Source organism: Mangrovihabitans endophyticus, from assembly GCF_014646155.1.
Lineage (GTDB): Bacteria > Actinomycetota > Actinomycetes > Mycobacteriales > Micromonosporaceae > Actinoplanes > Actinoplanes endophyticus.
In genome coordinates, this window is sequence record NZ_BMMX01000001.1 from 666,956 (window position 1) to 688,722 (window position 21,767).

General features: G+C 70.5%; 21 protein-coding genes and 1 pseudogene. 11 read left to right on the forward strand and 11 right to left on the reverse strand.

What is annotated here, in order from left to right; genetic code table 11:
• Positions 1–67 precede the first annotated feature (67 nt).
• From IEY73_RS02580 to IEY73_RS02590, 3 genes are all read left to right on the forward strand, one after another.
• Entirely contained in the window at positions 68–1,531 is a 1,464-nt protein-coding gene (locus tag IEY73_RS02580) for an MFS transporter (protein WP_189077366.1), read from the forward strand.
• A gap of 198 nt (positions 1,532–1,729) precedes the next feature.
• Complete coding sequence (locus IEY73_RS02585; protein WP_189077367.1) at positions 1,730–2,500, forward strand: O-methyltransferase; 771 nt, start codon at positions 1,730–1,732, stop codon at positions 2,498–2,500.
• Complete coding sequence (locus IEY73_RS02590) at positions 2,497–3,342, forward strand: class I SAM-dependent methyltransferase (protein ID WP_189077368.1); 846 nt, start codon at positions 2,497–2,499, stop codon at positions 3,340–3,342. Before IEY73_RS02585 ends, IEY73_RS02590 begins: the two co-directional genes overlap by 4 nt.
• A gap of 93 nt (positions 3,343–3,435) precedes the next feature.
• Here IEY73_RS02590 and IEY73_RS02595 read toward each other — a convergent pair whose 3' ends face one another.
• Both IEY73_RS02595 and IEY73_RS02600 read right to left on the reverse strand, forming a co-directional pair.
• Complete coding sequence (locus IEY73_RS02595) at positions 3,436–4,995, reverse strand: 4-hydroxyphenylacetate 3-hydroxylase family protein (RefSeq protein WP_189077369.1); 1,560 nt, start codon at positions 4,993–4,995, stop codon at positions 3,436–3,438.
• Positions 4,996–5,050: 55 nt separating this feature from the next.
• Positions 5,051–5,710 (reverse strand): FMN-dependent NADH-azoreductase, encoded by a 660-nt coding sequence (locus IEY73_RS02600; RefSeq protein WP_189077370.1) that lies wholly within the window; start codon positions 5,708–5,710, stop codon positions 5,051–5,053.
• Positions 5,711–5,918: 208 nt separating this feature from the next.
• On the opposite strand from IEY73_RS02600, the gene IEY73_RS02605 reads away from it, so the two are divergent.
• From IEY73_RS02605 to IEY73_RS02615, 3 genes are read left to right on the forward strand one after another with little or no spacing between them, the layout of a single operon-like run.
• Positions 5,919–7,193 (forward strand): aromatic ring-hydroxylating oxygenase subunit alpha, encoded by a 1,275-nt coding sequence (locus IEY73_RS02605; RefSeq protein ID WP_189077371.1) that lies wholly within the window; start codon positions 5,919–5,921, stop codon positions 7,191–7,193.
• Positions 7,194–7,228: 35 nt separating this feature from the next.
• Positions 7,229–7,714: an aromatic-ring-hydroxylating dioxygenase subunit beta gene (locus IEY73_RS02610; RefSeq protein ID WP_189077372.1), complete on the forward strand. Its 486-nt coding sequence runs from the start codon at positions 7,229–7,231 to the stop codon at positions 7,712–7,714.
• Entirely contained in the window at positions 7,714–7,956 is a 243-nt protein-coding gene (locus tag IEY73_RS02615) for a ferredoxin (RefSeq protein ID WP_189077373.1), read from the forward strand. Before IEY73_RS02610 ends, IEY73_RS02615 begins: the two co-directional genes overlap by 1 nt.
• A gap of 58 nt (positions 7,957–8,014) precedes the next feature.
• Here IEY73_RS02615 and IEY73_RS02620 read toward each other — a convergent pair whose 3' ends face one another.
• Positions 8,015–9,016, reverse strand: coding sequence for an alpha/beta hydrolase (locus IEY73_RS02620; protein ID WP_189077374.1), 1,002 nt, complete (start codon positions 9,014–9,016; stop codon positions 8,015–8,017).
• 372 nt (positions 9,017–9,388) lie between these two features.
• A complete protein-coding gene (locus tag IEY73_RS02625) occupies positions 9,389–10,594 on the reverse strand; it encodes a glycosyltransferase (protein ID WP_189077375.1) in 1,206 nt (401 codons plus the stop codon).
• A 127-nt stretch (positions 10,595–10,721) separates the two neighbouring features.
• On the opposite strand from IEY73_RS02625, the gene IEY73_RS02630 reads away from it, so the two are divergent.
• Entirely contained in the window at positions 10,722–11,417 is a 696-nt protein-coding gene (locus IEY73_RS02630) for a TetR/AcrR family transcriptional regulator (RefSeq protein WP_189077376.1), read from the forward strand.
• A 16-nt stretch (positions 11,418–11,433) separates the two neighbouring features.
• Here the strand turns inward: IEY73_RS02630 and IEY73_RS02635 are convergent, their stop codons facing one another.
• From IEY73_RS02635 to IEY73_RS02645, 3 genes are all read right to left on the reverse strand, one after another.
• Complete coding sequence (locus IEY73_RS02635) at positions 11,434–12,441, reverse strand: nitronate monooxygenase (protein WP_229715401.1); 1,008 nt, start codon at positions 12,439–12,441, stop codon at positions 11,434–11,436.
• A 78-nt stretch (positions 12,442–12,519) separates the two neighbouring features.
• Positions 12,520–13,380 (reverse strand): alpha/beta fold hydrolase, encoded by an 861-nt coding sequence (locus IEY73_RS02640; RefSeq protein ID WP_189077377.1) that lies wholly within the window; start codon positions 13,378–13,380, stop codon positions 12,520–12,522.
• 55 nt (positions 13,381–13,435) lie between these two features.
• Complete coding sequence (locus IEY73_RS02645; RefSeq protein WP_189077378.1) at positions 13,436–13,909, reverse strand: MarR family winged helix-turn-helix transcriptional regulator; 474 nt, start codon at positions 13,907–13,909, stop codon at positions 13,436–13,438.
• Positions 13,910–14,020: 111 nt separating this feature from the next.
• On the opposite strand from IEY73_RS02645, the gene IEY73_RS02650 reads away from it, so the two are divergent.
• Positions 14,021–14,959 carry an alpha/beta hydrolase family protein gene (locus IEY73_RS02650; protein WP_189077809.1) on the forward strand — a complete coding sequence of 313 codons (939 nt, stop codon included), beginning with the start codon at positions 14,021–14,023 and terminating at the stop codon, positions 14,957–14,959.
• Positions 14,960–14,997: 38 nt separating this feature from the next.
• On the opposite strand, the gene IEY73_RS02655 is transcribed toward IEY73_RS02650, so the two are convergent.
• Together IEY73_RS02655 and IEY73_RS02660 are read right to left on the reverse strand one after the other, a co-directional pair.
• Positions 14,998–16,017 (reverse strand): zinc-binding dehydrogenase, encoded by a 1,020-nt coding sequence (locus tag IEY73_RS02655; protein WP_189077379.1) that lies wholly within the window; start codon positions 16,015–16,017, stop codon positions 14,998–15,000.
• 25 nt (positions 16,018–16,042) lie between these two features.
• A complete protein-coding gene (locus tag IEY73_RS02660; RefSeq protein WP_189077380.1) occupies positions 16,043–16,456 on the reverse strand; it encodes a (R)-mandelonitrile lyase in 414 nt (137 codons plus the stop codon).
• 126 nt (positions 16,457–16,582) lie between these two features.
• Here IEY73_RS02660 and IEY73_RS02665 point away from each other — a divergent pair, with 126 nt between their 5' ends.
• The gene (locus tag IEY73_RS02665; RefSeq protein WP_189077381.1) at positions 16,583–17,446 is read left to right on the forward strand and encodes a helix-turn-helix transcriptional regulator; all 864 of its coding nucleotides are present in this window, start codon (positions 16,583–16,585) and stop codon (positions 17,444–17,446) included.
• A gap of 77 nt (positions 17,447–17,523) precedes the next feature.
• Positions 17,524–18,090 carry an NADPH-dependent FMN reductase gene (locus IEY73_RS02670; protein WP_189077382.1) on the forward strand — a complete coding sequence of 189 codons (567 nt, stop codon included), beginning with the start codon at positions 17,524–17,526 and terminating at the stop codon, positions 18,088–18,090.
• A gap of 129 nt (positions 18,091–18,219) precedes the next feature.
• Here IEY73_RS02670 and IEY73_RS34310 read toward each other — a convergent pair.
• Together IEY73_RS34310 and IEY73_RS02680 are read right to left on the reverse strand one after the other, a co-directional pair.
• Positions 18,220–18,660 (reverse strand): annotated as a pseudogene (locus IEY73_RS34310) (serine hydrolase domain-containing protein); the annotation flags it as partial.
• A 29-nt stretch (positions 18,661–18,689) separates the two neighbouring features.
• Positions 18,690–20,411, reverse strand: coding sequence for an acyl-CoA dehydrogenase (locus IEY73_RS02680; RefSeq protein WP_189077383.1), 1,722 nt, complete (start codon positions 20,409–20,411; stop codon positions 18,690–18,692).
• A gap of 112 nt (positions 20,412–20,523) precedes the next feature.
• On the opposite strand from IEY73_RS02680, the gene IEY73_RS02685 reads away from it, so the two are divergent.
• Positions 20,524–21,249 (forward strand): L,D-transpeptidase family protein, encoded by a 726-nt coding sequence (locus IEY73_RS02685; protein WP_189077384.1) that lies wholly within the window; start codon positions 20,524–20,526, stop codon positions 21,247–21,249.
• Positions 21,250–21,767: the final 518 nt, after the last annotated feature.

Sequence of the window (21,767 nt, forward strand, 5' to 3'; positions counted from 1 at the left end):
GGGGGCTTCCGTGCGGCAAGCATGCTAGCAAGGTAGTCTACTAGTCCGAGAAGAGGCGGGGTCATCGATGGTCAGCGACAAGATCTCGACCGGGGCGGCGGACGCCCCGGAGTCGTCCCCGCCGCCGCGGCGCGGCCTCGGCATGCTCGTGGTGATGATCGGCGTGCTCGTCTCCGCAGTGGACGGCACGATCGTGGTGCTCGCCCTGCCCGCGATCGAGGCTGACCTGGGCATCACCCTGGCCGCCGTCACCTGGGTGGTCGTCGGCTACCTGCTCGTGGTCACCGTGCTCTCCACGCAACTGGGCCGGCTCGGCGACCTGTTCGGTCGGGTCCGCATGTACAAGGCCGGCTTCCTGGTGTTCACCGTCGGCTCGGTGCTCTGCGCACTGGCCTGGAACGCGCCGAGCATCATCGGATTCCGGCTCCTGCAGGGCGCCGGCGCCGCGCTGATCGCGGCCAACAGCGGCGCGATCATCTCGGAGCTCTACCCGCCGCACGAGCGTGGCCGCGCGTACGGCTTCAACGCCTTCGGATTCTCGTTCGGCTCGGTCCTCGGTGTCCTGCTCGGCGGGGTCATGGTGACGTACGTGTCCTGGCAGTGGATCTTCTGGATCAACGTGCCGATCGGCATCGTCGCGCTGGTGCTGGCGCAGCGCGTGCTGCGCGACCGCGGCGAGCGGCAGGCCCGCAGTTTCGACGTCCTCGGGATGATCACCCTCGGCCTGGGCCTGTTCGGGGTGCTCTGGGCGATGACCGGGCTGGCCTCGCGCCCGCTCGACGCCACCCTGATCGGCTATCTGGCCGGCGGCGTCGCGCTGCTGGTGGTGTTCGTCATCGTCGAGCTCCGGCGCGCGGATCCGACGCTCGACCTGACCCTGTTCCGCATCCCGACGATGACGCCCTCGCTGCTCGCCTCGCTGCTGCAGGGCGTCGGCAGTTTCGCGGTGCTCTTCCTGGTCATCATGTACCTGCAGGGCACCCGCGGGATGGACCCGATCAGGGCCTCGATGCTGCTGCTGCCGGGCTACCTGGTCGGCGCCGTGGTGGGGCCCTACGCCGGCCGGCTCACCGACCGTCTCGGGCCGGTGATCCCCGCGACGCTGGGGCTCGGCATCTCGGTCGTCGCGATGGCGATCTTCGCGCAGATGACCGCGACGAGTGGCCTGTGGCTGGCCGCCGTCGGCAACCTTGTGATCATGATCGGGGGGAGCTTCTTCTTTCCGGCGAACAGCACCGCCGTGATGAAGGCGGCACCGCCCGACCGGCTCGGCATCGCCTCCGGCGTGCTGCGCACGTTCGCCAGCATCGGCATGGTCTTCTCCTTCACCACCGCGATACTCGTGGCCTCGCATTCGATCCCGCGGAACCTGGCATTCGCCATCTTCGTCGGCACCAGCAAGCTGGACGGCCGGCTCGCGGTCGTGTTCGCCGAGGGCCTGCGGGCGGCCTTCTACGCGATGATGGGCATCATGGTCCTCGCCGCGATCTTCTCCGCCGTCCGCGGCGCGAGCCGCAAGAGCCGCTTATAGGGGCGCGATTCCGGTCCATTCTTTGACGCTTTTCTTCGGGCACGGAAAGCGCGTACGACCGGGGAGAATCCCGGCCCCGATACGCGTACGCGAAACGGTGCCTCTCGCGGTAGCGTGAAATCTCCCCATCGTCGCGCTGCACAAAGCGAGACCGGAACCCACCCACCCCTACGAGCGGACCGGAATCGGAGATCGGTGATGGCGAAACGACTGCGGATGCTGATGCGAATGGGCAACCTGACCCGGACGGGCCAGGTCGGTGACGGCCGCGAGGAGGCGCTTGCCGACTATGTGCTCGCGCACGCGATTCCCGGGGACGTCGATGACGTGATCCGGCGGATCGACACCTACGCCTACCAGCATGCCACTTTGATCAATATCGGGGATGAGAAGGGGCTGCTGCTCGACGCGGCGGTCCGCCGGGTCCGGCCCCGGCTGCTGCTGGAACTCGGGACGTACTGCGGCTACAGCGCGCTGCGGATGGCCCGGGTGATGCCGCCCGACGCCCGGCTGTGCTCGATCGAGTTCAACGCCGCCAACGCCTCGGTCGCCCGGCGCATCTGGGACCATGCCGGCCTGGCGGACCGGGTCAGCGTGCTGCACGGCACGCTGGGCGACGACGGCCGCACCATCGAGCGCCTCGTCACCGAGCACGGCTTCGGGCCGGGGCGGCTGGACTTCCTCTTCGTCGATCACATCGCCCGGGCCTACCTGCCGGACCTGCGGCGCATCCTCGACCTGCGGTGGCTGCACCCGGGCTCGATCGTGCTGACCGACAACATGAAGGTGCCCGGCGCGCCGCACTACCGCGCCTATCTGCGCGAGCGCGAGGGCACCGAGTGGCGCACCCGTGAGCACCACACCCACGTCGAGTACCAGTCGTGGGTGAAGGACGTGGTGCTGGAGTCGGAATACCTGCCCACCACCGCGGGCCCCGCGAGGCCCCCGACGGAAAGGAACCACCGGTGACGGCGACGGCGGACAAGACCGCGATCCGAACCGCCCTGTGGCGGGCCCTGCATGTCCAGGCCGATCCCCGGCCGCACGTGTTCGAGGACGACCTCGGCGCGCGGCTCGTCGCCCCGGACGGCGGCTGGCGTTCACGACCGGACATGGATCTGGCGCGCAGCGCCGGGGCGCGGGCGTCCATCGTGGCCCGCGCCCGGTTCATCGAGGACCTGGTCGTCGAACGGGCTGGAGAGGGCATCGGCCAGTACGTCATCCTCGGCGCCGGTCTCGACACGTTCGCGCAGCGGCGACCGCCCGGCGCCGCGGGCATGCGGGTCTTCGAAGTGGACCAGCCGGAGACGCAGGCGTGGAAGCGGGCGCGGCTGGCGGAACTGGGCTATCGGGTCCCCGAGGAGCTGCGCCTGGTCCCGGTCGACTTCGAGGCGGACGACGACTGGTGGCAGCGCCTGGTGCAGGAGGGCTTCGACCCGGCCCGCCCGGCGGTGCTGGCATGCTCCGGCGTCACCATGTACCTCACCCGGGACGCGGTCGCCGCCACGCTGCGCACGGCCGCTGCCCTCGCCGAGCGGTCCGTTCTGGTCATGACGTTCATGCAGCCGGTCGACCTGGTCGATCCGGCGGAGCGGGCCGCCCGGGAAGGTCTGGAGCGCGCCGCCCGCGCCGACGGGACGCCGTTTCGCAGCTTCTTCGGCCCGCACGACATCCTGGCGCTGGCCAAGGAGGCCGGGTTCCGGCACGTCGAGCACGTCTCCGCGGCCGACCTCGCGGAGCGCTACTTCGCCGGCCGGGCCGACGGCCTCCGGCCGTCCACCATCGAAGAGCTCCTGCTCGCCACCGTCTGAACCGGCTTCGCGCCGCGCCACGGCCGCCGTGCGAGTGGGAAAATTTCCCACTCGCACGGCGGCCGTGGCCGTGCCGAGAACCTCCGGCTATCGCTACGACGATGGCTGGCTCTTCGCCGGGTAGATGCCGGTGAGCGGTCTGGTCGGCGGGGGAGGCGGCGCCATGCGCAGCACCTCGGGCGAGAGCGGGATGTCCAGGCCGGCCTCCGAGCCGGCGAGCGCCCGGTCGACCACCTGGTTGATCTCCCTCTTGTCCGCCCCGAGGTAGAGCCCGGCGGTCAGCCGCACCGGGTCGCCGCTGTAATAGTTCACGTACTGCATGAGCCGCTGGCCGAACCCGTCTCCGGCCACGTCCCACGCGAGCTTGAACAGGCGGACCCGCTCCTCGGCGGAGATCCCGGGACGCCCCCGCACGAACCGGTCGAGGAATGGGCGCAGCTCCTCGTTGGCGAAATCCGCGCCGGACGGGGCGTAGAAGAAGTTGCCCGCCGCCAGGATCTGGATGACCTCGACCATCCGGCGGTGCGTCGGCGCGGTCTGCATGAGGAACGCCATCATCCCCGGCAGGTACGGCACCCAGGTGCCGTCCGGCAACGGCGCGGCCAGGGCCTCGGCGCCGTAGAAGAGCGTGCGCAGGGTCTCCAGCCGCGAGATCAGGTCGCCGAGCTTCTCCTGGACGTGCAGGAAGCCGTCGATCCCGGTCGCGTCGGCGACCCGGACGGCGATGCCGCACATCAGCTCCAGCGACGCCAGGCTCCGCGCGCCGTTGACCACCAGGACGCTCGGGTCGTTGCCGAGCACCCGGTTGACCAGGTCGCGGCTGCCGGGGCGGCCGTCGACGACGACCCGGTCCCACGGGACCAGCACGTCGTCGAAGACGGCGATGCAGTCCATCTCCTCGAACCGGCTGCTGAGCGGGTGGTCGAACTCCGTCCGCCCGGCCGGCGCCACCGGCTCGCGGCAGATGAACTTCAGCCCGGGCGTGTCGATGGGGATCGCGAACACCACCGCGTAGTCGTCGTCGCCCGGGGCGATGCCGCCGAACGGGACGACCACCAGCTCCTCCGCGAACGGCGCCATGGTGCTGAGCATCTTCGCACCGCGCACCACGATGCCCTCCGCGGTCTCCCGCACCTTTCCCAGATGCAGAAACGGTTCCTCCTGCTGCGACGACGTCTTCGACCGGTCGATCGCCGGGTTGATCAACACGTGGGTCAGGAACAGGTCGTTGTCCCGGACATGCTCGTAATAGCGGCGCGCATTCTCGCCGAATCGCTCGTCCAGCTCGCCGAAGACCGGCGCGTTGGTGTGCCAGCCCAGCACGAACGCGTTCATGAAGTCCGGTGACCGGCCCATCATCCCGAAGGTGTGGTCGGCGCGGAGTTTGAAGTGGCGCCGCTTGGCGATCAGGTCATCCCGGCTCCGGCACGGCTGGAACGAGCGCGACACCCGGTCACCGGTGGGGGACACATAGGTGCAGACGCCGGCGTACCGCTCGTCGAGCTGGATGTCGTACTGCTCGGCGATGGTTCGCAGCGGGCCGGCGAAGACCGGTTCCTCGGTGACGTGCGCGATGCGGCGGCCGTTGAGATAGATCTCCGGGTGGAGCGACTTCACGTTGTCGAGGTACTGCTTCCCAGTGCGTGCGGGCACCGTGGCCTCCTTAGCGGCGGCGGGCGGGAGAGTCGGCGGGGCGGGAAAGGGCGGCTCAGACGGGAAAGGCACCCTCGCGCAGCGCCAGTCTCCGGCCCGCCGCACGGGCCTGATCCTCGGCCGCGGACCGGATGCGCTCGGCCTTCTCGGCGAGCGGGGCCAGCGCCGGATCGATGCCCACCAGGGTCAGCTCGCGTTCCACGACGCTGAGGTCCAGGCCCCAGACATCGCTGAAGATGCGGCGCATCCAGCCGATCGCGTGGTCCCAGCCGTCCCGCGGCATCCCCGGACCGTAGGCGCCGCCCCGGGCGGTCACCAGCACCGCCGGCTTGCCGGCCAGGATCCGGTCCGCGCCCGGCGCCATCCGGGGATCGGTGAACACGACATCCACCCAGGTCTTGAGGTGCTGGGAGACGCCGAAGTTGTAGAGCGGCGCCGCGAAGATCATGGCGTCCGCGGCGACCAGCTCGTCGGTCAGAGTCGCGGCCAGCGCCACCGCTTCCCGCTGCTCGGGGGTGTGCCGGTCGGGGGGAACGAACGCGGTCGCCACCGCGGTCGCCCAGGCCGTCGACGGCAGCGGGTCCGCACCGAGGTGGCGCCGGGCCACCGGCGTGTCCGGGGCGGCGGCACGCCACTCCTGCTCCACGAGGTCGGCGAGCGTGCCGGTGGTGGACCGGGTGCCAAGAATGCTGGTGTCCAGCCGGAAGAGAGACATCACGAACTCCGGAAAGTCGGTGTGTTTTGCTGCGCGGGCCGATGTCTGGTCCGAGAGTCAATCCGAATTCCCCGCTTGTCAATAACGGCGCAAAAGATTCCGGAGACGCTTTGCGATTCATTGACGAGAAACTTCCGGCGTGCTCACAATCGTCGCGAAATCTTGCGCGGGTGGGCCGGCTTTCGCGAATCCAAATGGAGGTGCAACCATGAGTGTGAGTCCGGATTTTCGCACCGATCTCGCCACCGGGGTGGTGGACCGGGCAATCTACACGAGCGAGGAGATCCTCGCGTTGGAGAAGGAACGGATCTTCGCCCGGACCTGGCGCTATGCCTGCACGATCCGCGATCTGCGGAACCCCGGTGACTACTTCACGCTGTCCGTCGCCGACCAGCCGGTTCTGGTGATCCGGGGCAACGACGGGGAGATCCGCGCGTTCCACAACGCCTGCTCCCACCGCGGTGCCGTGCTGACCGACGAGCGGTGCGGCAACCAGGGCCAGGTCCTCAAATGCATGTACCACGCGTGGTCGTTCAACCTCAAGGGTGACCTCACCGGGGTGCCCTACGACGAGGGTTACGGGCCCGGGTTCGACCGCGGCGCGTACGGCTTGAAACCGGTGGCCTGCGAAACCTTCCACGACCTGGTCTTCGTCGCGCTCCGGCCGACGGTGCCGTCACTGACCGATTTCCTCGGCGAAATGGCCGACCACCTCGCGCCGTACGTGCAGGGCATCGAGCCCATCGGTCGCAATAGCTGGATCTACGACGGCAACTGGAAACTCTGGCACGAGAACTTCCGGGACGACTATCACGCCGAGTTCACCCACCGCAGCATCCGCGACCTGTTGGCGGGCACCACCGCGCGCGGCTGGAACTGGGGTGCGGCGCCGGGACACTCCGTCCTGCAGTGGGCCTTCCCGCCCCTGGACCCGCCGAAGTATGCCCGCGCCCTGCAACGCTTCAGCGGCGTGGACTTCTCGGACGGCACCATGCCGGTCGGCTGGAGCAGCATGCTTGCCCAGGGGCCGCCCGGCCCGCCCGAGGGCTTCGCCGGGGGCGAGCCGCCGGAGATCCGGCAGGAGGTGCTCGCGGTCTTCCCCAACCTCGACATCCAGCCCGGCCCCAAGGACACCCCGCGCGGCATGAAGGCGGGATACCTGCAGACGGTCACCCCGCTCGGCGTGAACCGCGCCCGCGTCGACATCACCGTCTACTCCGACGTCGAGGACGACGACGCGACGCGGCAGGAGCAGTTGGAGAACCTCGCCGACACCCAAGGCTCGTGGGGCAAGCTCAGCTGCGACGACACCGAGGCGGCCGCCCGCTGCCAGATCGGCGTGCGCGGCGAGGGCGGCCGGTCGAACCTGTTCACCCGCGGGGTCGCGCCGGGCCGCGGCGGCGAGAGCGCCGACGTACGCGACGAGTACTCGCAGCGCGAGTTCTTCCGGGTCTACCAGCAATACCTGCGGGACGAGTCGTGAGCACCCCGACGACGCAAGGAAGGAGCGACAACACCATGTCCACCATGGTCATGAATCCGGCCGGCCTGCGCAGCGAGGTCGAGGACCATTACGCGACCTATGCCCTGACGATGGACGACAAGCGCCCCAACGCATGGGTCGACCTGTTCCTCGCCGCCGGGGTGTACGCCGTCGGCACACACAACAACGTCTCCACGACCGGCATGTGGTGGTACACCGACCGGGGCCTGGGCGCCTTGAAGGAACGCGCCGCCTATACGAACGGCTACCTGCGGCACAACCCGACCAGGACCCTGCACACCATCACCAACGTGCGCGCCCGGGAGACCGACGACGGGCTGATCAAGTCCGAGGCGTACGTCGTCCTCTACGTCACCGACCGGGTCGAGGTGTCCCGGTTCCACGTCTGTGGTCGCTACGACGACCTGCTCACCCGTACGGACCACGGGCTCCGCTTCGCCGAGCACCGCGTCGTGCTGGACGCCGAGACGTTGCCCGGCAACATGGGCGTGCTGCTCTGATGCCACCGCAACCGCAGCAGCGAGGATCGGCCCGGGTGGCGCACGTCCGGGTGGATCTGACCCGCTGCGCCGGGTACGGCAACTGCGTGGACGCCGCGCCCGAGGTCTTCCGGATGAGCGCGACCGCGGAGGTCGCCGAGGTGCTGCGGCCCGAGCCCGGTCCCGACCTTGCCGACTCCGCGCTCGCGGCGGCGCGGGCCTGCCCGGCGCACGCCGTCCTGCTGGTCAAGAGCCGCGAATAGATCGCCGGCGCCGCGCGCTGCGAGGCGCACGGCGCCGGCGATCTCCGGTCGGCGGGCGTCAGCCGTGCCCGACCATCCGGTCCAGCCAGCACCGGGCCGCGGCCTGATAGACCCGGGTGTTCGGCACCAGGTTCAGGCCGTGCCCGGCGTTCGGCAGCAGCAGCACGTCGAAGCTGGGCGCGGACGTCCAGAACGGCGCCTCCTGGGCGCGCAGCGCCGCCGTCGAGGTGCAGTCCTCGTAGCCGTCGCCGCACATCAACGGGTCGTGGTCACCGAGGGCGAACATGACCGGTACGTCGATCGCCCGGCTGACCGAAGGGTCGATGACCAACGGGTCGCCCGCCTCCAGGAAGGCGTCGACGTCCTTGGTGAGCTCGTCGGCGACCAGCACGCCCGGCTCCATCGGCCGATCGGCGTAGAAGACGGTCTCGCGGCTGCCCGGCTTGGTGGTGGCGTAGCCGTCGTCGTACCGGTGCCGGCCGCCGAGCACCGGATCGGTGTTCGGATCCTGGCCGTTGGCGATGATCGCCGCGGTGCCCGCCGGGTTGTTGTAGTGGCCCAGGGCGGTGATCAGCACCGCGTCGACGTCGTGGAACGTCGACGCCTCGATCTCCGACACCGCCGAGCCGAGGGAATAACCGCCCAGCACCACCGAGGCGTACGCGTGGCGACCGACCCGGCCGGCCCGCAGCGCCTGCACCACCGTGTGGAGCTGAGCGGCCTCACTGGTCAGGGTCAGCTCGGAACTCGGCGGGATGGTGCTGTGCCCGGTGCCGAGGCGGTCGACGACGAAGGTGGCGTACCCGGCCCGGTTCAGCATGCGGCTGAACGAATAGGTGCCCGGCCGGTAGGGGAAGTCCCAGTAGTTGTGGTTGTAGGTCGCGCCGTGCACCAGCGTCACCACGGTGCTCGGCGATGCCCCGGCCGGCCGGCACAGTTCGCCCCACATCTGCCCGGTGCCCGAGCCCAGCGGGACGTCGACGGTGGTGGCCCGGCAGGCCGGGGCGGTGCGCCCGGATGCGAGCGCGGGACTCGCCACGCCGGTCGAGGAAAGCGCCACCGCGACGGCCACCGCCGCGACGCGCCGTAATGAACCGTTTTCAACATGGCATCGAGCCCGTCGGTTGCGCGCCGTCGACCGTCGGCGGCATCTGCCAACCTCGCCACGGTGAAAAAAGTTCAATCTGGAGACGGTCCGCATCGTCATCGAGAATCGTCCTCATTTCGTCGATCCGGTGGGGCCGGACGCAGGAGAATTCCACATTCGAAGAATGAGGGAGATGCCCGGACGCCGAGTCAAGAATCGGGCACTGTTCTTTTCCCGGCTATTCCTGTGCCGGAGCCCCGTTGAGGTGGTGATACCGCGCGAGCATAACCGCCGATCCGTTGCCCGGTATACCGTCGCCCGCATCCGGATCCGCGCCGGTGGCTCTCAGATGCCGAGCCGGGTGAGGAGGGGAGCGGCGCCGTCCTCGGCGCCGAGGCGCCGCGCGAGGTACTGCGCGCGCCCGCGGTAGGCGGGCACCGTGACGACGTCGTTGATCGCGGTGGCCAGGGTGTCGGCGGTGAGACGGCGGGCGGGAATCGGCGCGGGGCCCGCGCCCAGCTCGTGAATCCGGCGTGCCCAGAACGGCTGATCGGTATAGACCGGGACGGTTGCCGCGGGCACGCCGGCGCGCAGACCCGCCGCGGTGGTGCCCGCTCCCGCGTGATGCACCACCGCCGACACCCGGGGGAAAAGCCAATCGTGCCGGACGTCCCCGATGGACAGGATGTCGTCGTACGAGCCGTCGAGCTCGCCCTGCACGACCGCCCGCAGCCGAGCACGGCGCACGGCGGTGACGATCAGGTCGCCGTCGCGCATGCCGGTGCTGCCGAAGCCGATGAACACGGGCGGTGGACCGGCGGACAGGAAGTCCACCAGTGCCGTGGGCGGCGTCCACGCCGGCGCGGGTGCCGGCCACCAGTATCCGGCCGCGGTGAGTCCGGCGCGCCAATCCCGTGGGCGGGGCAGCACCGTGGGGCTGATGCCGTGATAGACCGGCCAGCCGGTACGGACCCGGCACCGCTCGGCGGCACGCCGGGTCCGCTCCGGCAGGCCCATGTCGCGGCGGATCCGGGCGCACGCCGGGTCGTACGGCGCCGGCCCGGCCCGGACTGCCGCTCCGGCGAGGCGGTTGCCCCACGGTCCGAGACTGCGGGCCAGTCCGAGCAGCATCGGCGGGTACGCGGCGCTGGGCTCCATCGGCTGCAGGTACATCCCGGCACTCGGCACGCCGAGTCCTTCGGCGACGTCGCAGGCGAAGGGCGCCACCGAGTTCGCCAGGATCAGATCGGTGCCGGCCCGCGCCGCGGCGAGCGTGCCGGTGGCCGCCTGCGCCATGTAGTCGCGGAGCTCGCGCAGGTAATCACGCATCCGCCTGGCTGGCGCGTCGACATCGGCCGGAGCCGGGTTGGCAAGGTGTCGCATGTCGCCGGGCAGCGCACGGAACTCACAGCCGGCGGCGGTGACGATGTCGGCGTAGGGGGCATTCGCCGCCACGGCCACCTGGTGGCCGTGGGATCGCAGGCGTGCGCCGAGCCCGGCGGCGGGCACCACGTCACCACGTGTGCCGGGGGTGATCATCAAGATTCGCATGAGCCGGGCCCTCCGCAATTTGCGAACACCGATCGCAAAGTAGAATAGCAGCCGCAAGGGTTCGGTGGCCGCGCGGTGAGAGGAGGGCCCGGGAGTAGTGACGCGACGGGTGAATGAGCCGATCTGGATGAGACCCGAGTCGGTGCCCGCGGGCCGTCCGAACGAACGCAGCCGCGCCGAGATCACAGCGGCGGCCGTCGCCATCGCCGACCGTGACGGACTCGACGCCATCACCATGCGCCGGCTGGCGTCCAGCCTGGCAACCGGTCCGGCTTCGCTGTACCGCTATGTGGCCAACCGTGATGAGCTCATCGACCTGATGGTCGACGCCGTCGCCGCGGAATACGAATTGGGCGGGCCGAGCGGCGACTGGCTGGCGGATCTCGTCGCATTCGCCGGGCAGGCACGCACGATCATGCGCCGTCACCCCTGGGTCGTCCCGCTGGTCATCGGGCAACCGAGCATCGGCCCGCACTCGCTGGACCTGATCGAACACATCCTTGCCGTGCTCGGCGACCATCCGGCCCCGACCGGGGCCAAACTCCAAGCGTTCGCCATGCTCAACGGCGTCGTCGCGCTGTTCGTGCAGAATGAGCTCGCCGGTGAGCGCCGCCGCAACGGCCAGACCATCGCCCAGTGGCAAGCGGCTCAGGCGGCCTATCTGCACCACATCGCGGCGCAGGGCCGGCATCCACGCCTGGCCCGAGCCATGACGCCGGACCCGGCTGCGGTCGCGGCCACGGATGATGCGCTGGACCTGCTGACCGCGCGAATCATGGAGGGTCTACTGGGCGGTGCGGCTGCTGCGACGGACCGCGACTGACCACATCGGGCGCCGCTCAGCCCTCCAGGCGGTCGAGGATCTGGCGCACCGTGCCGGGCCGCGCGTGCCGGTGCGCCGTCCCCGCCCACAGGCTCATCACGTCGAGGTCGCCCGCGCGCGCCGCCGCCGCCCGCAGCGGCGCCGTGAGGTGGTGGATCGCCGGGTACGCCAGTGGCGCCGTGGCCGAGTGCTCGTCGGTGAACCGGTTGCGTAGCGCGCGGGCCGGGCGGCCGGTGTAGGCCCGGGTGAGCACGGTCTCCCGGTCCGGACCGGCGTGCATCGCGGTGCGCTGGGCGTGCCCGGTGCCGGCCTCGTCCGCCAGCAGGAACACGGTGCCGCACTGCACCGCGACGGCACCCGCGGCGAGCAGCTCCCGCACCTTGTCCGGGGCGCCGACGCCGCCGGCCGCGACCACCGGCAGCGCGGTCGCCGCGCGGACCATGCGCAGCACCGCGGGCGCGTCGGCGGCACCGTCGTAGGTGCCCGGAGCCGAGGTCGAGGCGTGGCCGCCGGCCGTCCCGCCCTGGGCGACGAGCATGTCGGCGCCCGCCCTCGCCGCCGCGTCCGCCTCGTCGGCGCTCGTGACGGTCACCAGCACCGTGGACCCGGCCCGGCGCAGGGTTTCCACCACCGCCCGCTCCGGGACGCCGAACGTGAAGCTGACCAACGGTGGCGCGTGCGCCGCCGCCAGCTCGACCTTGGCCCCGAACGCGTCGTCGTCGTGCGGGCGCGGCGCGGGCAGATCGACGCCGAGCCGCTTCGCCTCGGGCTCCAGCTCCCGCCGGTACCGCTCGACCGCGCCGGTGTCCGCCGGTGCCTCCTGCGGCACGAACAGGTTCAGACCGCACGTCACCCCAGCGGACTGGACCTCGTCCAGCTCCGCGGCGACCGCATCCGGCGTCTTGTATCCGGCGGCCAGGAATCCCACCGAACCGGCCCGCGCGGCGGCCACCACCAGATCCACGGTGGAAGGTCCGCCCGCCATCGGCGCCACCACCACGCGGCGGTCCAGATCCAGCAGCACGGCGACTCCTTCGACGACGCGAGACCGGCAACGTCGTCCGAGCGTATATCGGGCGCGGGCCGGCGCGGCAGCGGTCGATCAGACGGTGGGCGGCGCCGGAGGCCGCGCCAGGAAGTCCTGCACCGTTGCCACGAAGGTGGCCGGGTCGTCCACCCAGGGGAAGTGCCCGGTCTCCGGTAGCACCGTGAGGCGGGCGTCGGCGAACAGGCGGGTCAGCTCGCGCATCGAAGCGCACGTCGGCCAGATGTCATACTCACCGGCCACCAGCAGCACCGGCATCGTGCATGCCGCCAGCCGCTCCGGCAGCCCGGGATCCGGCTCGAAATCGGCGTAGAACCCCTCGGTGGCCGTGCGGGCGAACTGGGCAGGCTCGGCGGCTGTCTGAGCTTGGGCCGCGCTGCTCCACCGCCCGTACAGCAGAGGCGCTGACAGGCGGCGGTAACGCTCCAACTCCTGCGGGGATCCGGCTTCGGCGTGCAGGGCCGCGACGGCGTCGGCATACCATGTTTCGTGTGCTCGCCGGGCCAGGACCTCGTCGACGCCCAGATCGGACGGGATGCCGACGACGCGCAAGGACGGAGCGACCAGCACGAGTCGGTTGAGCCGGCGTGCATGCTGGGCCGCGTACAGCAGGCAGATCCCGCCGCTGGCCGAATGGCCGAGCAGATCCATTCGATCGGAGCCCAGGTGCCGACGTAGCGCTTCGAGATCACGGACGAGCTGGTCGACGCGGTACGTCGCAGAATCCCGAGGCACCTGCGAGGACCCGGTGCCGCGGTTGTCCAACATGATCAACGTCCGGTGGTTGCTGAGCCCGCCCAACTCGCCGAGATAATCGACGGCTTGACCCGGGCCGCCGGGGACGCACACCAGCGGCGGCCCCGACCCGACCGTTCGATATGCCAGCTCTGTGTCGTCCCACGAGCGAAAGCGCCGCATGCGGCCCGAGTCTACTGCGGACCCACGTGCATGGTGGGGCGTGCGCGCACGGTCGTCAGCAGTCGGCGGCTGTGGCCGCGTCGGTGTGGTGGCGGTGGGCGATCCGGGCCAGCACGGCCTTGAAGGCGCGTACGTCCGATGCGCTCAGCCCCGCGGTGATCTCGGCCTCGGCCGCATCCAGCATCTCCCGGGACCGGGTCAGCGTTCGCCGTCCCTTGGCCGTGATGGCGATCTGCCGGGCCCGTCGGTCGGCCGGATCGGGACGCCGTGCGACAAGCTTCGCTTCCTCCAACTGGTCGAGCAGGTGCACCAACACGGACTTGTCCAAGCCGAGGAGCTGCGCCAGCGCGAGCTGGGACGGTGGCTGTCCGTCGGACACGGCGGCGAGGATGTGATAGCCGCGCGGGCCGCCCGGCAGGCGACGGACGGCGTCGTGGGCGATGCGCCGGTACGCCTTGGCGACGACGCCCAGCGTCCACCCGAAGTCCGACTCCAGCGGGTGCGTGGGGGAGTTCCCGGCATTGCTCATGGCTTCCAGGCTACGGGAGGGCCGCCGAAACGGATAATTGGCACTACAAATCATCCGTACAACCAACTATCTTGTCGGCATACCATCATGAGGAGAGGCCGGGTGACACCCATGATCCGTTCACTGACCGTCGGCGATGCCGTCGTCGGCGCCGCCGCCCCCGTCGTCTCGATCGCGCCGGTCGTCCTCGACGGCGGTGACCGGGGGCTCGACCTGCATGTCAGGGTGTCCGCGGCGGCCACCGGCGACCGGCTGCCGGTGATCCTGTTCTCGCACGGTTACGGCTCTTCCGGCGACATGTACCAGCCCCTGGCCGACTTCTACGCCGCCCATGGTTTCGTCGTCCTGCAACCCACCTACCTCGATTCGCGCACCGTCGGCCTGGACCGTCGCGACCCTCGCGCCGCGCGGTTCTGGCGACACCGGATCGACGACGCCAAGCGGGTGCTGGACAACGTCGACCACCTGGCGGCGGCCGTCCCCGGCCTGGCCGGCCGGGTCGACCGCGGCCGCATCGCGGCCGCCGGTCACTCCTTCGGCGGCCAGACCACCGGCCTGTTGCTGGGCCTGCGGGTCCAGGCTCCGGCCGGGACCGGCGAGGACATGTCCGACCCTCGCGTCCAGGCCGGTGTGTTGCTGGCCACCGCGGGACGCGGCGAGGGCGACCTCGCTCCCGGCGTGATCGGCGACCTGCCGTGGCTGAACGCGACATTCGACCGGATGACCCGGCCCGCCCTGGTCGTCTACGGCGACCGGGACCAGAACCCGCTGACCACCCGCGGGCCGGATTGGGGCGCCGACCCCTACCACCTCGCGCCGGGCCCGAAGAGCCTGCTCACGCTGTCCGGGGCGGAGCACTCCCTGGGCGGCGCGGTCGGCTACGACTCCGTCGAGACGACCGACGACAACCTCGCCACGGTGGCGGTGCTGCAGCGGCTGACCACCGCCTATCTGCGCACCACGCTCGGCGTCGACGACGCGGCCTGGCCGCGGGCCGTGGCGCAACTGCGAGCGGACAGCGCGGACCGGGGAACCGTCGACAGCAAGTGAATCCAGCGATCGCCGGCCGGGAGACCGGCCGCTGCCGCTCAGAACCGGATGAGAGCCTTGAGGACCTCACGCTCGTCCATGGCCCGGTAGGCGTCCGGCACCTCGTCGAGGGCGACCGTGCGGTCGAACACCTTGCCCGGATCGGCCGTGCCGGAAAGAATGCCGGGCAGCAACTCGTCGATGTAGGCGCGTACCGGGGCGGGGCCGCCGTTGAGGGTGATGTTGCGGCCGAACAGGCTGGCGAAACCGACCGGTGCCTCCTCGTACTGCGGCACGCCGACGCGGCTGATCACCCCGCCGGCACGGACGATGCCGACGGCCTGGTCGTACGCGGACCGGTGGCCGACGGCTTCGAGGACCTTCGGTGCGCCTCCGTCGGTGAGGTCGCGCACGAGTGCAATGCCCTCGTCGCCACGCTCGGCGACGACGTCGGTGGCGCCGAACTCGCGCCCGAGGTCGGTGCGGGTCTTGTGCCGGCCCATCAGGATGATGCGCTCGGCGCCCCGTTGCCGGGCGGACAGGACGGCGAGCAGCCCCACCGCCCCGTCGCCGATCACCGCGACGGTGTCGCCCGCGCCGACGTTCGCCTGCTTCGCGGCGTGGTAGCCGGTGCCGTACACGTCGGCCAGGGTCAGCAGCGACGGCAACAGTTCGGATCCGGCGTCCACCGGAAGCCTGACGAGGGTGCCGTCGGCCAGCGGCACACGGATCAGCTCGGCCTGGGCGGCGCTGAAGAATCCGACATGGACACACGCGGTCTGCACGCCGGCGCGGCAGAACTCGCAGGTGTTGTCCTGGTAGGCGAAGGAGGCCACGACCATGTCACCGGCGTTGACCCCGGTGACGTCGGTGCCGGTCTGCTCGACGACGCCGAGGAACTCGTGGCCCATCGGCTGCCCGTGGTGCTGGGTCGGCATGGTGTGGTAGGGGTGGAGGTCACTGCCGCAGACACAGGCACGCACGATGCGCACGATCGCGTCGGTGGGCTGCTCGATGGCCGGGTCGGCGACGGTCTCGACGCGGACGTCGCCCGCGCCGTACATCAGGGTTGCACGCATGGTGAGTTACTCCGGGGGAGAAGGGTCAGTTCGGGGTGGCGTCGGCCTGCTTGTACGACTCGTCGCTGACCGGTTCCAGCCAGGTGGTGGGGTCGCCGCCGTCCGGTGCGGCCTCCAGCATGGCCAGGTGGCTCATGAACGTGTCGCCGGCGGCGCCGTGCCAGTGCTCCTCGCCGGGTGGGCAGACGACGGTTTCGCCGGCGTGGTTGCGCAGCACCGTGCCGTCGCGGGTGCCGACGAGCCCGACGCCCTCGGTGACGTGCAGGGTCTGGCCGACGGCGTGCGAATGCCAGTTGGTGTGGGCGCCGGGCGTGAACCGTACGAGCGCGACGGTCATCCGGGACGGGCCCGTCCCGCTGTAGATCGGGGTGAGATAGACGTCGCCGGTGAACAGGGACGCGGGCGTCTTCGCGGTGGGGCGGACGGGCAGCAGCTCCATGGTCACTCCTTGATCCGTGGTTACGCCGTCCAGGAAACCCGGCCGCTCCCGCCGGTGGGAGGGTTTGCCGTGGCAGGTAATGACAGAACCCCTCTCGGTACGCCGCGGGGCCGTACCGTTGCCCGCATGGACACCCAGGACGACGTCCGCGAGTTCCTCGCCTCGCGCCGCGCCAGGATCACCCCGGAGCAGGCCGGACTGCCGTCGTTCGGAGGCACCCGCCGGGTCGCCGGGCTGCGTCGCGCCGAGGTGGCCATGCTCGCCGGCGTCAGCCCGGACTACTACACCCGGCTGGAACGCGGCAACCTCGCCGGCGTCTCGGACACCGTCCTGGACGCGATCGCCCGCGCCCTGCAACTCGACGACGCCGAGCGATCCCACCTGTACGACCTGGCCCGTGCCGCGAACACTCGCCCACGTGCCCGGCGCCGGCCGGCCAAGCAGCAGGTCCGGCCCGGCGTGCAAAGCCTGCTCGACGCCATGACCGACGCCCCGGCCTTCGTGCGCAACGGCCGGTTGGACATCCTGGCGGCCAACCGGCTCGGCGAGGCGCTGTACGCGCCCGCGTTCGGCACACCGCACCGGCCGGTCAACCTGGCCCGGTTCTGCTTTCTCGACACCGGTGCCGAGGACTTCTACCCCGGCTGGGAGGAGGCGGCGAACACCACCGTCGCGCTGCTGCGCACCGAAGCCGGGCGCGACCCGTACGACCGGGCCCTCACCGACCTGGTCGGCGAGCTGGCCACCCGCAGCGACGACTTCCGCACCCGCTGGGCCGCCCACAACGTGCGGCTGCACCACACCGGCGTGAAACACTTCCAGCACCCCGTCGTCGGGCGCCTCGACCTCGCCTTCGAAGCCATGCCGCTGCCCGCCGATCCCGGGCTGACCTTGACCGCGTACAGCGCGCAAGCGGACACGCCGTCCCACGACGCGCTTCGCGTGCTGGCGAGTTGGGCGGCGTCCGGCGCATCAGCGGAGCGGACCTGACGCAGCGGTGGCGCGAATCGGACGCCCGGGGCCGGTGACTTGACCTCAATCAAGGTTGAGGAATCAGAGTGGTGCGCATGACCGAGACACACATCGTCGTCCTGGCCGCCAGCGTGCGCGGCGAACGTACCGGCCGCCTGCTTGCCGACTGGGCCGCCGGCCGGGTCGGCGAGCAGACCCAGTTCGACGCGCCCGATCTGATCGACCTGGCCGAGTGCGAGCTGCCGGACGACGAGCTGTTGCAACCCGGCGGCGGCCGGCGCACCCCGATCTCGGACCGCATCGAGGCCGCCGACGGCTTCGTGATCGTCACACCGGAGTACAACCACAGCTATCCGGCATCGCTCAAGCGGGCCATCGACTGGCACTACCGCGAATGGATGTTCAAGCCTGCCACCGTTCTCTCGTACGGGGTGCACGGCGGTCTGCTGGCCACCGAGCATCTCCGCGGCGTCTTCGCCGAGCTGCACGTGGTCACGACGCGCCGGGTGGTCGGTCTCAGCGCGCCCTGGCGCGACCTCGGCCCGGCCGGATATGCGGCCCCCGAGCAGACAGTCAAGGCGTTCGACATGGCGCTCGGCGAGCTCGGCTGGTGGGCGGAGACACTGCGGATGGCCCGCCGCGAGCGGCCGTACGAACCGTGACCCGGCCCCTGTCGGCACAGTGCTGTCGGGAGTCGCGCCGGTCCGGTGTTCAGGGCCGGGCGGAAAACGCTCCGGGCAGCACGTCCGCCGCCGGCAGGGCGAAGTCGATGAACTGGGCGACCGCCTGCGCCACGGCTCGAAGCCGGTGGGCCGGTGACCGAACAGGGCGATGAACTCGTCCGGGGTGCGGACCTGGTCGCGGCGCTCCCAGTAGTCGGGGGTGAAGATCTCGCCGGTGCCGCCGGTGTGGGTGAGCAGGTGGTGCACGGTGACCGTGGCGGCCACGTCGGCGTTCGGGTAATCCGGCAGGTGCCGGCCGATCGGGTCGGTCACCGACAACCGGCCGTCCTGGACGAGACGCATGATCGAGGTGGCGGTGAACAGCTTGGTGATCGAGCCGACCCGGAACCGCGTGTCCACGGTGACCGGGGTCTTCCGGCCCCGGTCGGCCAGGCCGTACGCCCCCGAGAACAGCGTCTCGTCGCGCCGGGTGACCAGGATCGTGCCGCTGAACCGGTCGGCCGCCGCTTCCTCGTCCAGGATCGCGGTCAGACGTTCGCGCCAGTCCATGCTGTCCTCCCCGTCTCCACCTCGTCGTCTTACAACACCTCGTCGTCCATGTCGAGCAGGAGCGTGTCGCCGGAGGCGACCAGGTCCAGCCACGGTCGGACGCGCGGCAGCTCGTGGGTGAAGAAGTAACGCGCCGCCAGCCGCTTGCCGTCGTAGAACGCGCCCTCCTTGCCGTCCGCCGCGATCGCCTGACTCAGCCACATCCACGCGATCACGATGTGGCCGGCCGCCTCCAGATAGGGCGTGGCGTTGGTCAGCGCCCGGTTCGCGTCGCCGGACGACCAGGCCGCGCCGGTCGCCTCCAGCAGGCGCGCCAGCGCGGCGTCCAATGCGGAGGCGTGCTCCGCCAGGGAGTCGGGCGCCGCGGTGATGGTCGCCCGGATCGCCGTCGCCAGCGCGGACAGCCCCGCCCCGCCGTGCATGGTGACCTTGCGTCCCAGCAGGTCGAGGGCCTGGATGCCGTCCGTGCCCTCGTGAATGGGGTTGAGCCGGTTGTCCCGGTAGAACTGCTCGACCGGGTACTCGCGGGTGTATCCGTAGCCGCCGTGCACCTGGATGGCCAGGTCGTTGGCGCGCAGGCACCACTGCGAGGGCCACGCCTTGACGATCGGCGTGAGCACGTCCAGCAGCAATTCGTTGCCCTCGTCGACCAGCTTCGCCGCGTACAGCACCAGCGCCATCCCGCCCTCGGCGTAGCTCTTGGCGGCCAGCAGCATCCGCCGCACGTCGGGATGCCGGACGATGGGCACGGGCGGTGCGGAGGGGTCCTTCCCGGCGGGTGGCCGGCCTTGGCGACGATCCCGGGCGTACGCGAGGGCGTGCAGATAGCCGGTGTAGCCGAGCGCCACCGCTCCCGCGCCCACGCCGATCCGGGCCTCGTTCATCATCTGGAACATGATCGCCAGACCTTGGCCCTCGGCGCCGACCAGGTGGGCGGTGGCGCCGTCGAAGGCGAGCACCGCGTTGGTGGTGCCCCGGAAGCCCATCTTGTGGTTGAGCCCGGCCAGCGACACGGCGTTGCGGTCGCCGACCACACTGCCCGGACCGACGTGATGCTTGGGCACCACGAACAGTGACAGCCCCTTGACGCCGGCCGGCGCGCCGACGACCCGGGCGAGCACCAGGTGGACGATCGTCTCGCTCAGCTCGTGGTCGCCGCCGGAGATCCACATCTTGGAGCCGGTCAGGCGGTACGTGCCGTCGTCGCGCCGCTCGGCCTTGGTGGTCACGTCGCTGAGCGAGGATCCGGCCTGCGGCTCGGACAGGCACATCGTCCCGGTGAACCGGCCTTCGAGCATCGGTCGCACGTACGTCTCGATCTGCTCGGGTGTGCCGTGCCGCAGCAGCAGATGGGCGTTGGCCACGGTGAGCATGGAGTACGCGGAGGTGCCGATGTTCGCCGCCTGGAACCACGCGAAGACCGCCCGGCCGACCACGACGGGCAACTGCATCCCACCCACCGCGGCGTCGAAGCCCCCGGCCAGCAGGCCGGACTCGGCCATCGCCCGCATCGCCTTGCCGACCTCGGGGATGACGGTGACCGTGGCGCCGTCAAAGGTCGGCTCCTCCAGGTCGTTGCGGCGGTTGTGCGGCGCGTACTCCCGCTCGGCGATCTGTTCGGCCAGGTCGAGCACCGCGTCGAAGGTCTCGCGGGAATGCTCGGCGTACCGCCGTTCGGCGGTCAGGGCCGTCACGTCCAGCCACTCGTGCAGGAGGAAGTTCAGGTCGCGCCGGGACAGGATCAGCGACATGCGCCAAGGATCTCACAAGCGTCGGTGGCGGGTGCCGACATCGGCGTCAGATTGACGTCGGTTGATAGCTTGGAGGGGCTGGATCCTGACGGTCCGTAAGGGGATGATCGCCATGTCGCGAAGACGCCGCTCCTCCGCCCTGCCGTCCACTCGGCGGTTGACGCTGCTCCTGTCCCTGCTGACGGCGATGACGATGATGGCGACGTCGGCGGTGGTCGCCGTGACCTCCGCGGCGGCACGGGCGAATCCCGTCGGATATGCCGCGGCCGACCGCCCGTCGGTCCGTTACGGCAGCCGCGGCGCAACGGTCCGATACCTGCAGCAACGGCTGGCCGCCCTGCGCTACGACGTCGGTGGCGTCGACGGCGTGTTCGGCACCGACACCCTGCATGCGGTCTACGCCTTCCAGAAGGTCCAGCGGATCGGTGTCGACGGCATCGTCGGGCGCACCACGTGGACCAAGCTCGCCAGCCCGTACCGGCCGGGGGCCCGGCATCGCCACAGCGCCGCCGCCGTCGAGATCAGCCTGTCCCGCAGGGTCGTCTTCCTGACCCGCCGCGGCGCGGTCACCCGCATCGTGGACGCCTCGCCGGGCAAGGCGTCCACCCGGACGCCGACCGGGAACTTCACGATCGGCCGCCGGATCAACGGCTGGCGGCAGAGCCACCTCGGGTTGTTGTGGCGGCCGTACTACTTCTACGGCGGGTACGCGGTGCACGGATCCAACTCCGTGCCCACCTATGCGGCCAGTCACGGATGCGTGCGGGTCACCGTTCCCGCGATGAATCGTCTCTGGTCGCAGTTGTTCATCGGGGAGCGCGTGCACGTTTATCGGTAGCGGCGCGGCGGTCGACGGGTCACGACTCCGCGATTTCCCCTCCACAATCTCATCGACATCCGTCTCTATGGGTGTGCCTGCCGGTCCGATCGAGAGAATCGCGTTTTTGTTGCCGTAATGCAAGAATGTGGCGACGCGACGCCTCCGGTCGCCGGTGGGCAGCCGCCGCGGCCGCCGATCCTGTCGCCGAGATCACTCCATCACCGTACGCGACAGAACGCCTCTTTCAGGCCGGTCCGCTGGCCGCGATTGACCATTGTGGAGCCATCTCGTGGCCTCGGCGCGTGTCTCCTCAGCAACCGCTTCACCTGCGCAAACGCCCGCCCAGTGATCGCCCTCGAAAGCCCCGTATCGACGATTGTCGCGGTCGCGTATCCGGGTGCCGCGGTCGGTAAGAACGGCGCTTTGACACGTGGATTGTCATGGGAATGTCATGCTCGTGCAGGTGATCCTTGATCACTTTTGGCCTAAGATGAGTGCTGCTTAGCTATGGGTTCACTTCTCCATCGGTGATCGGG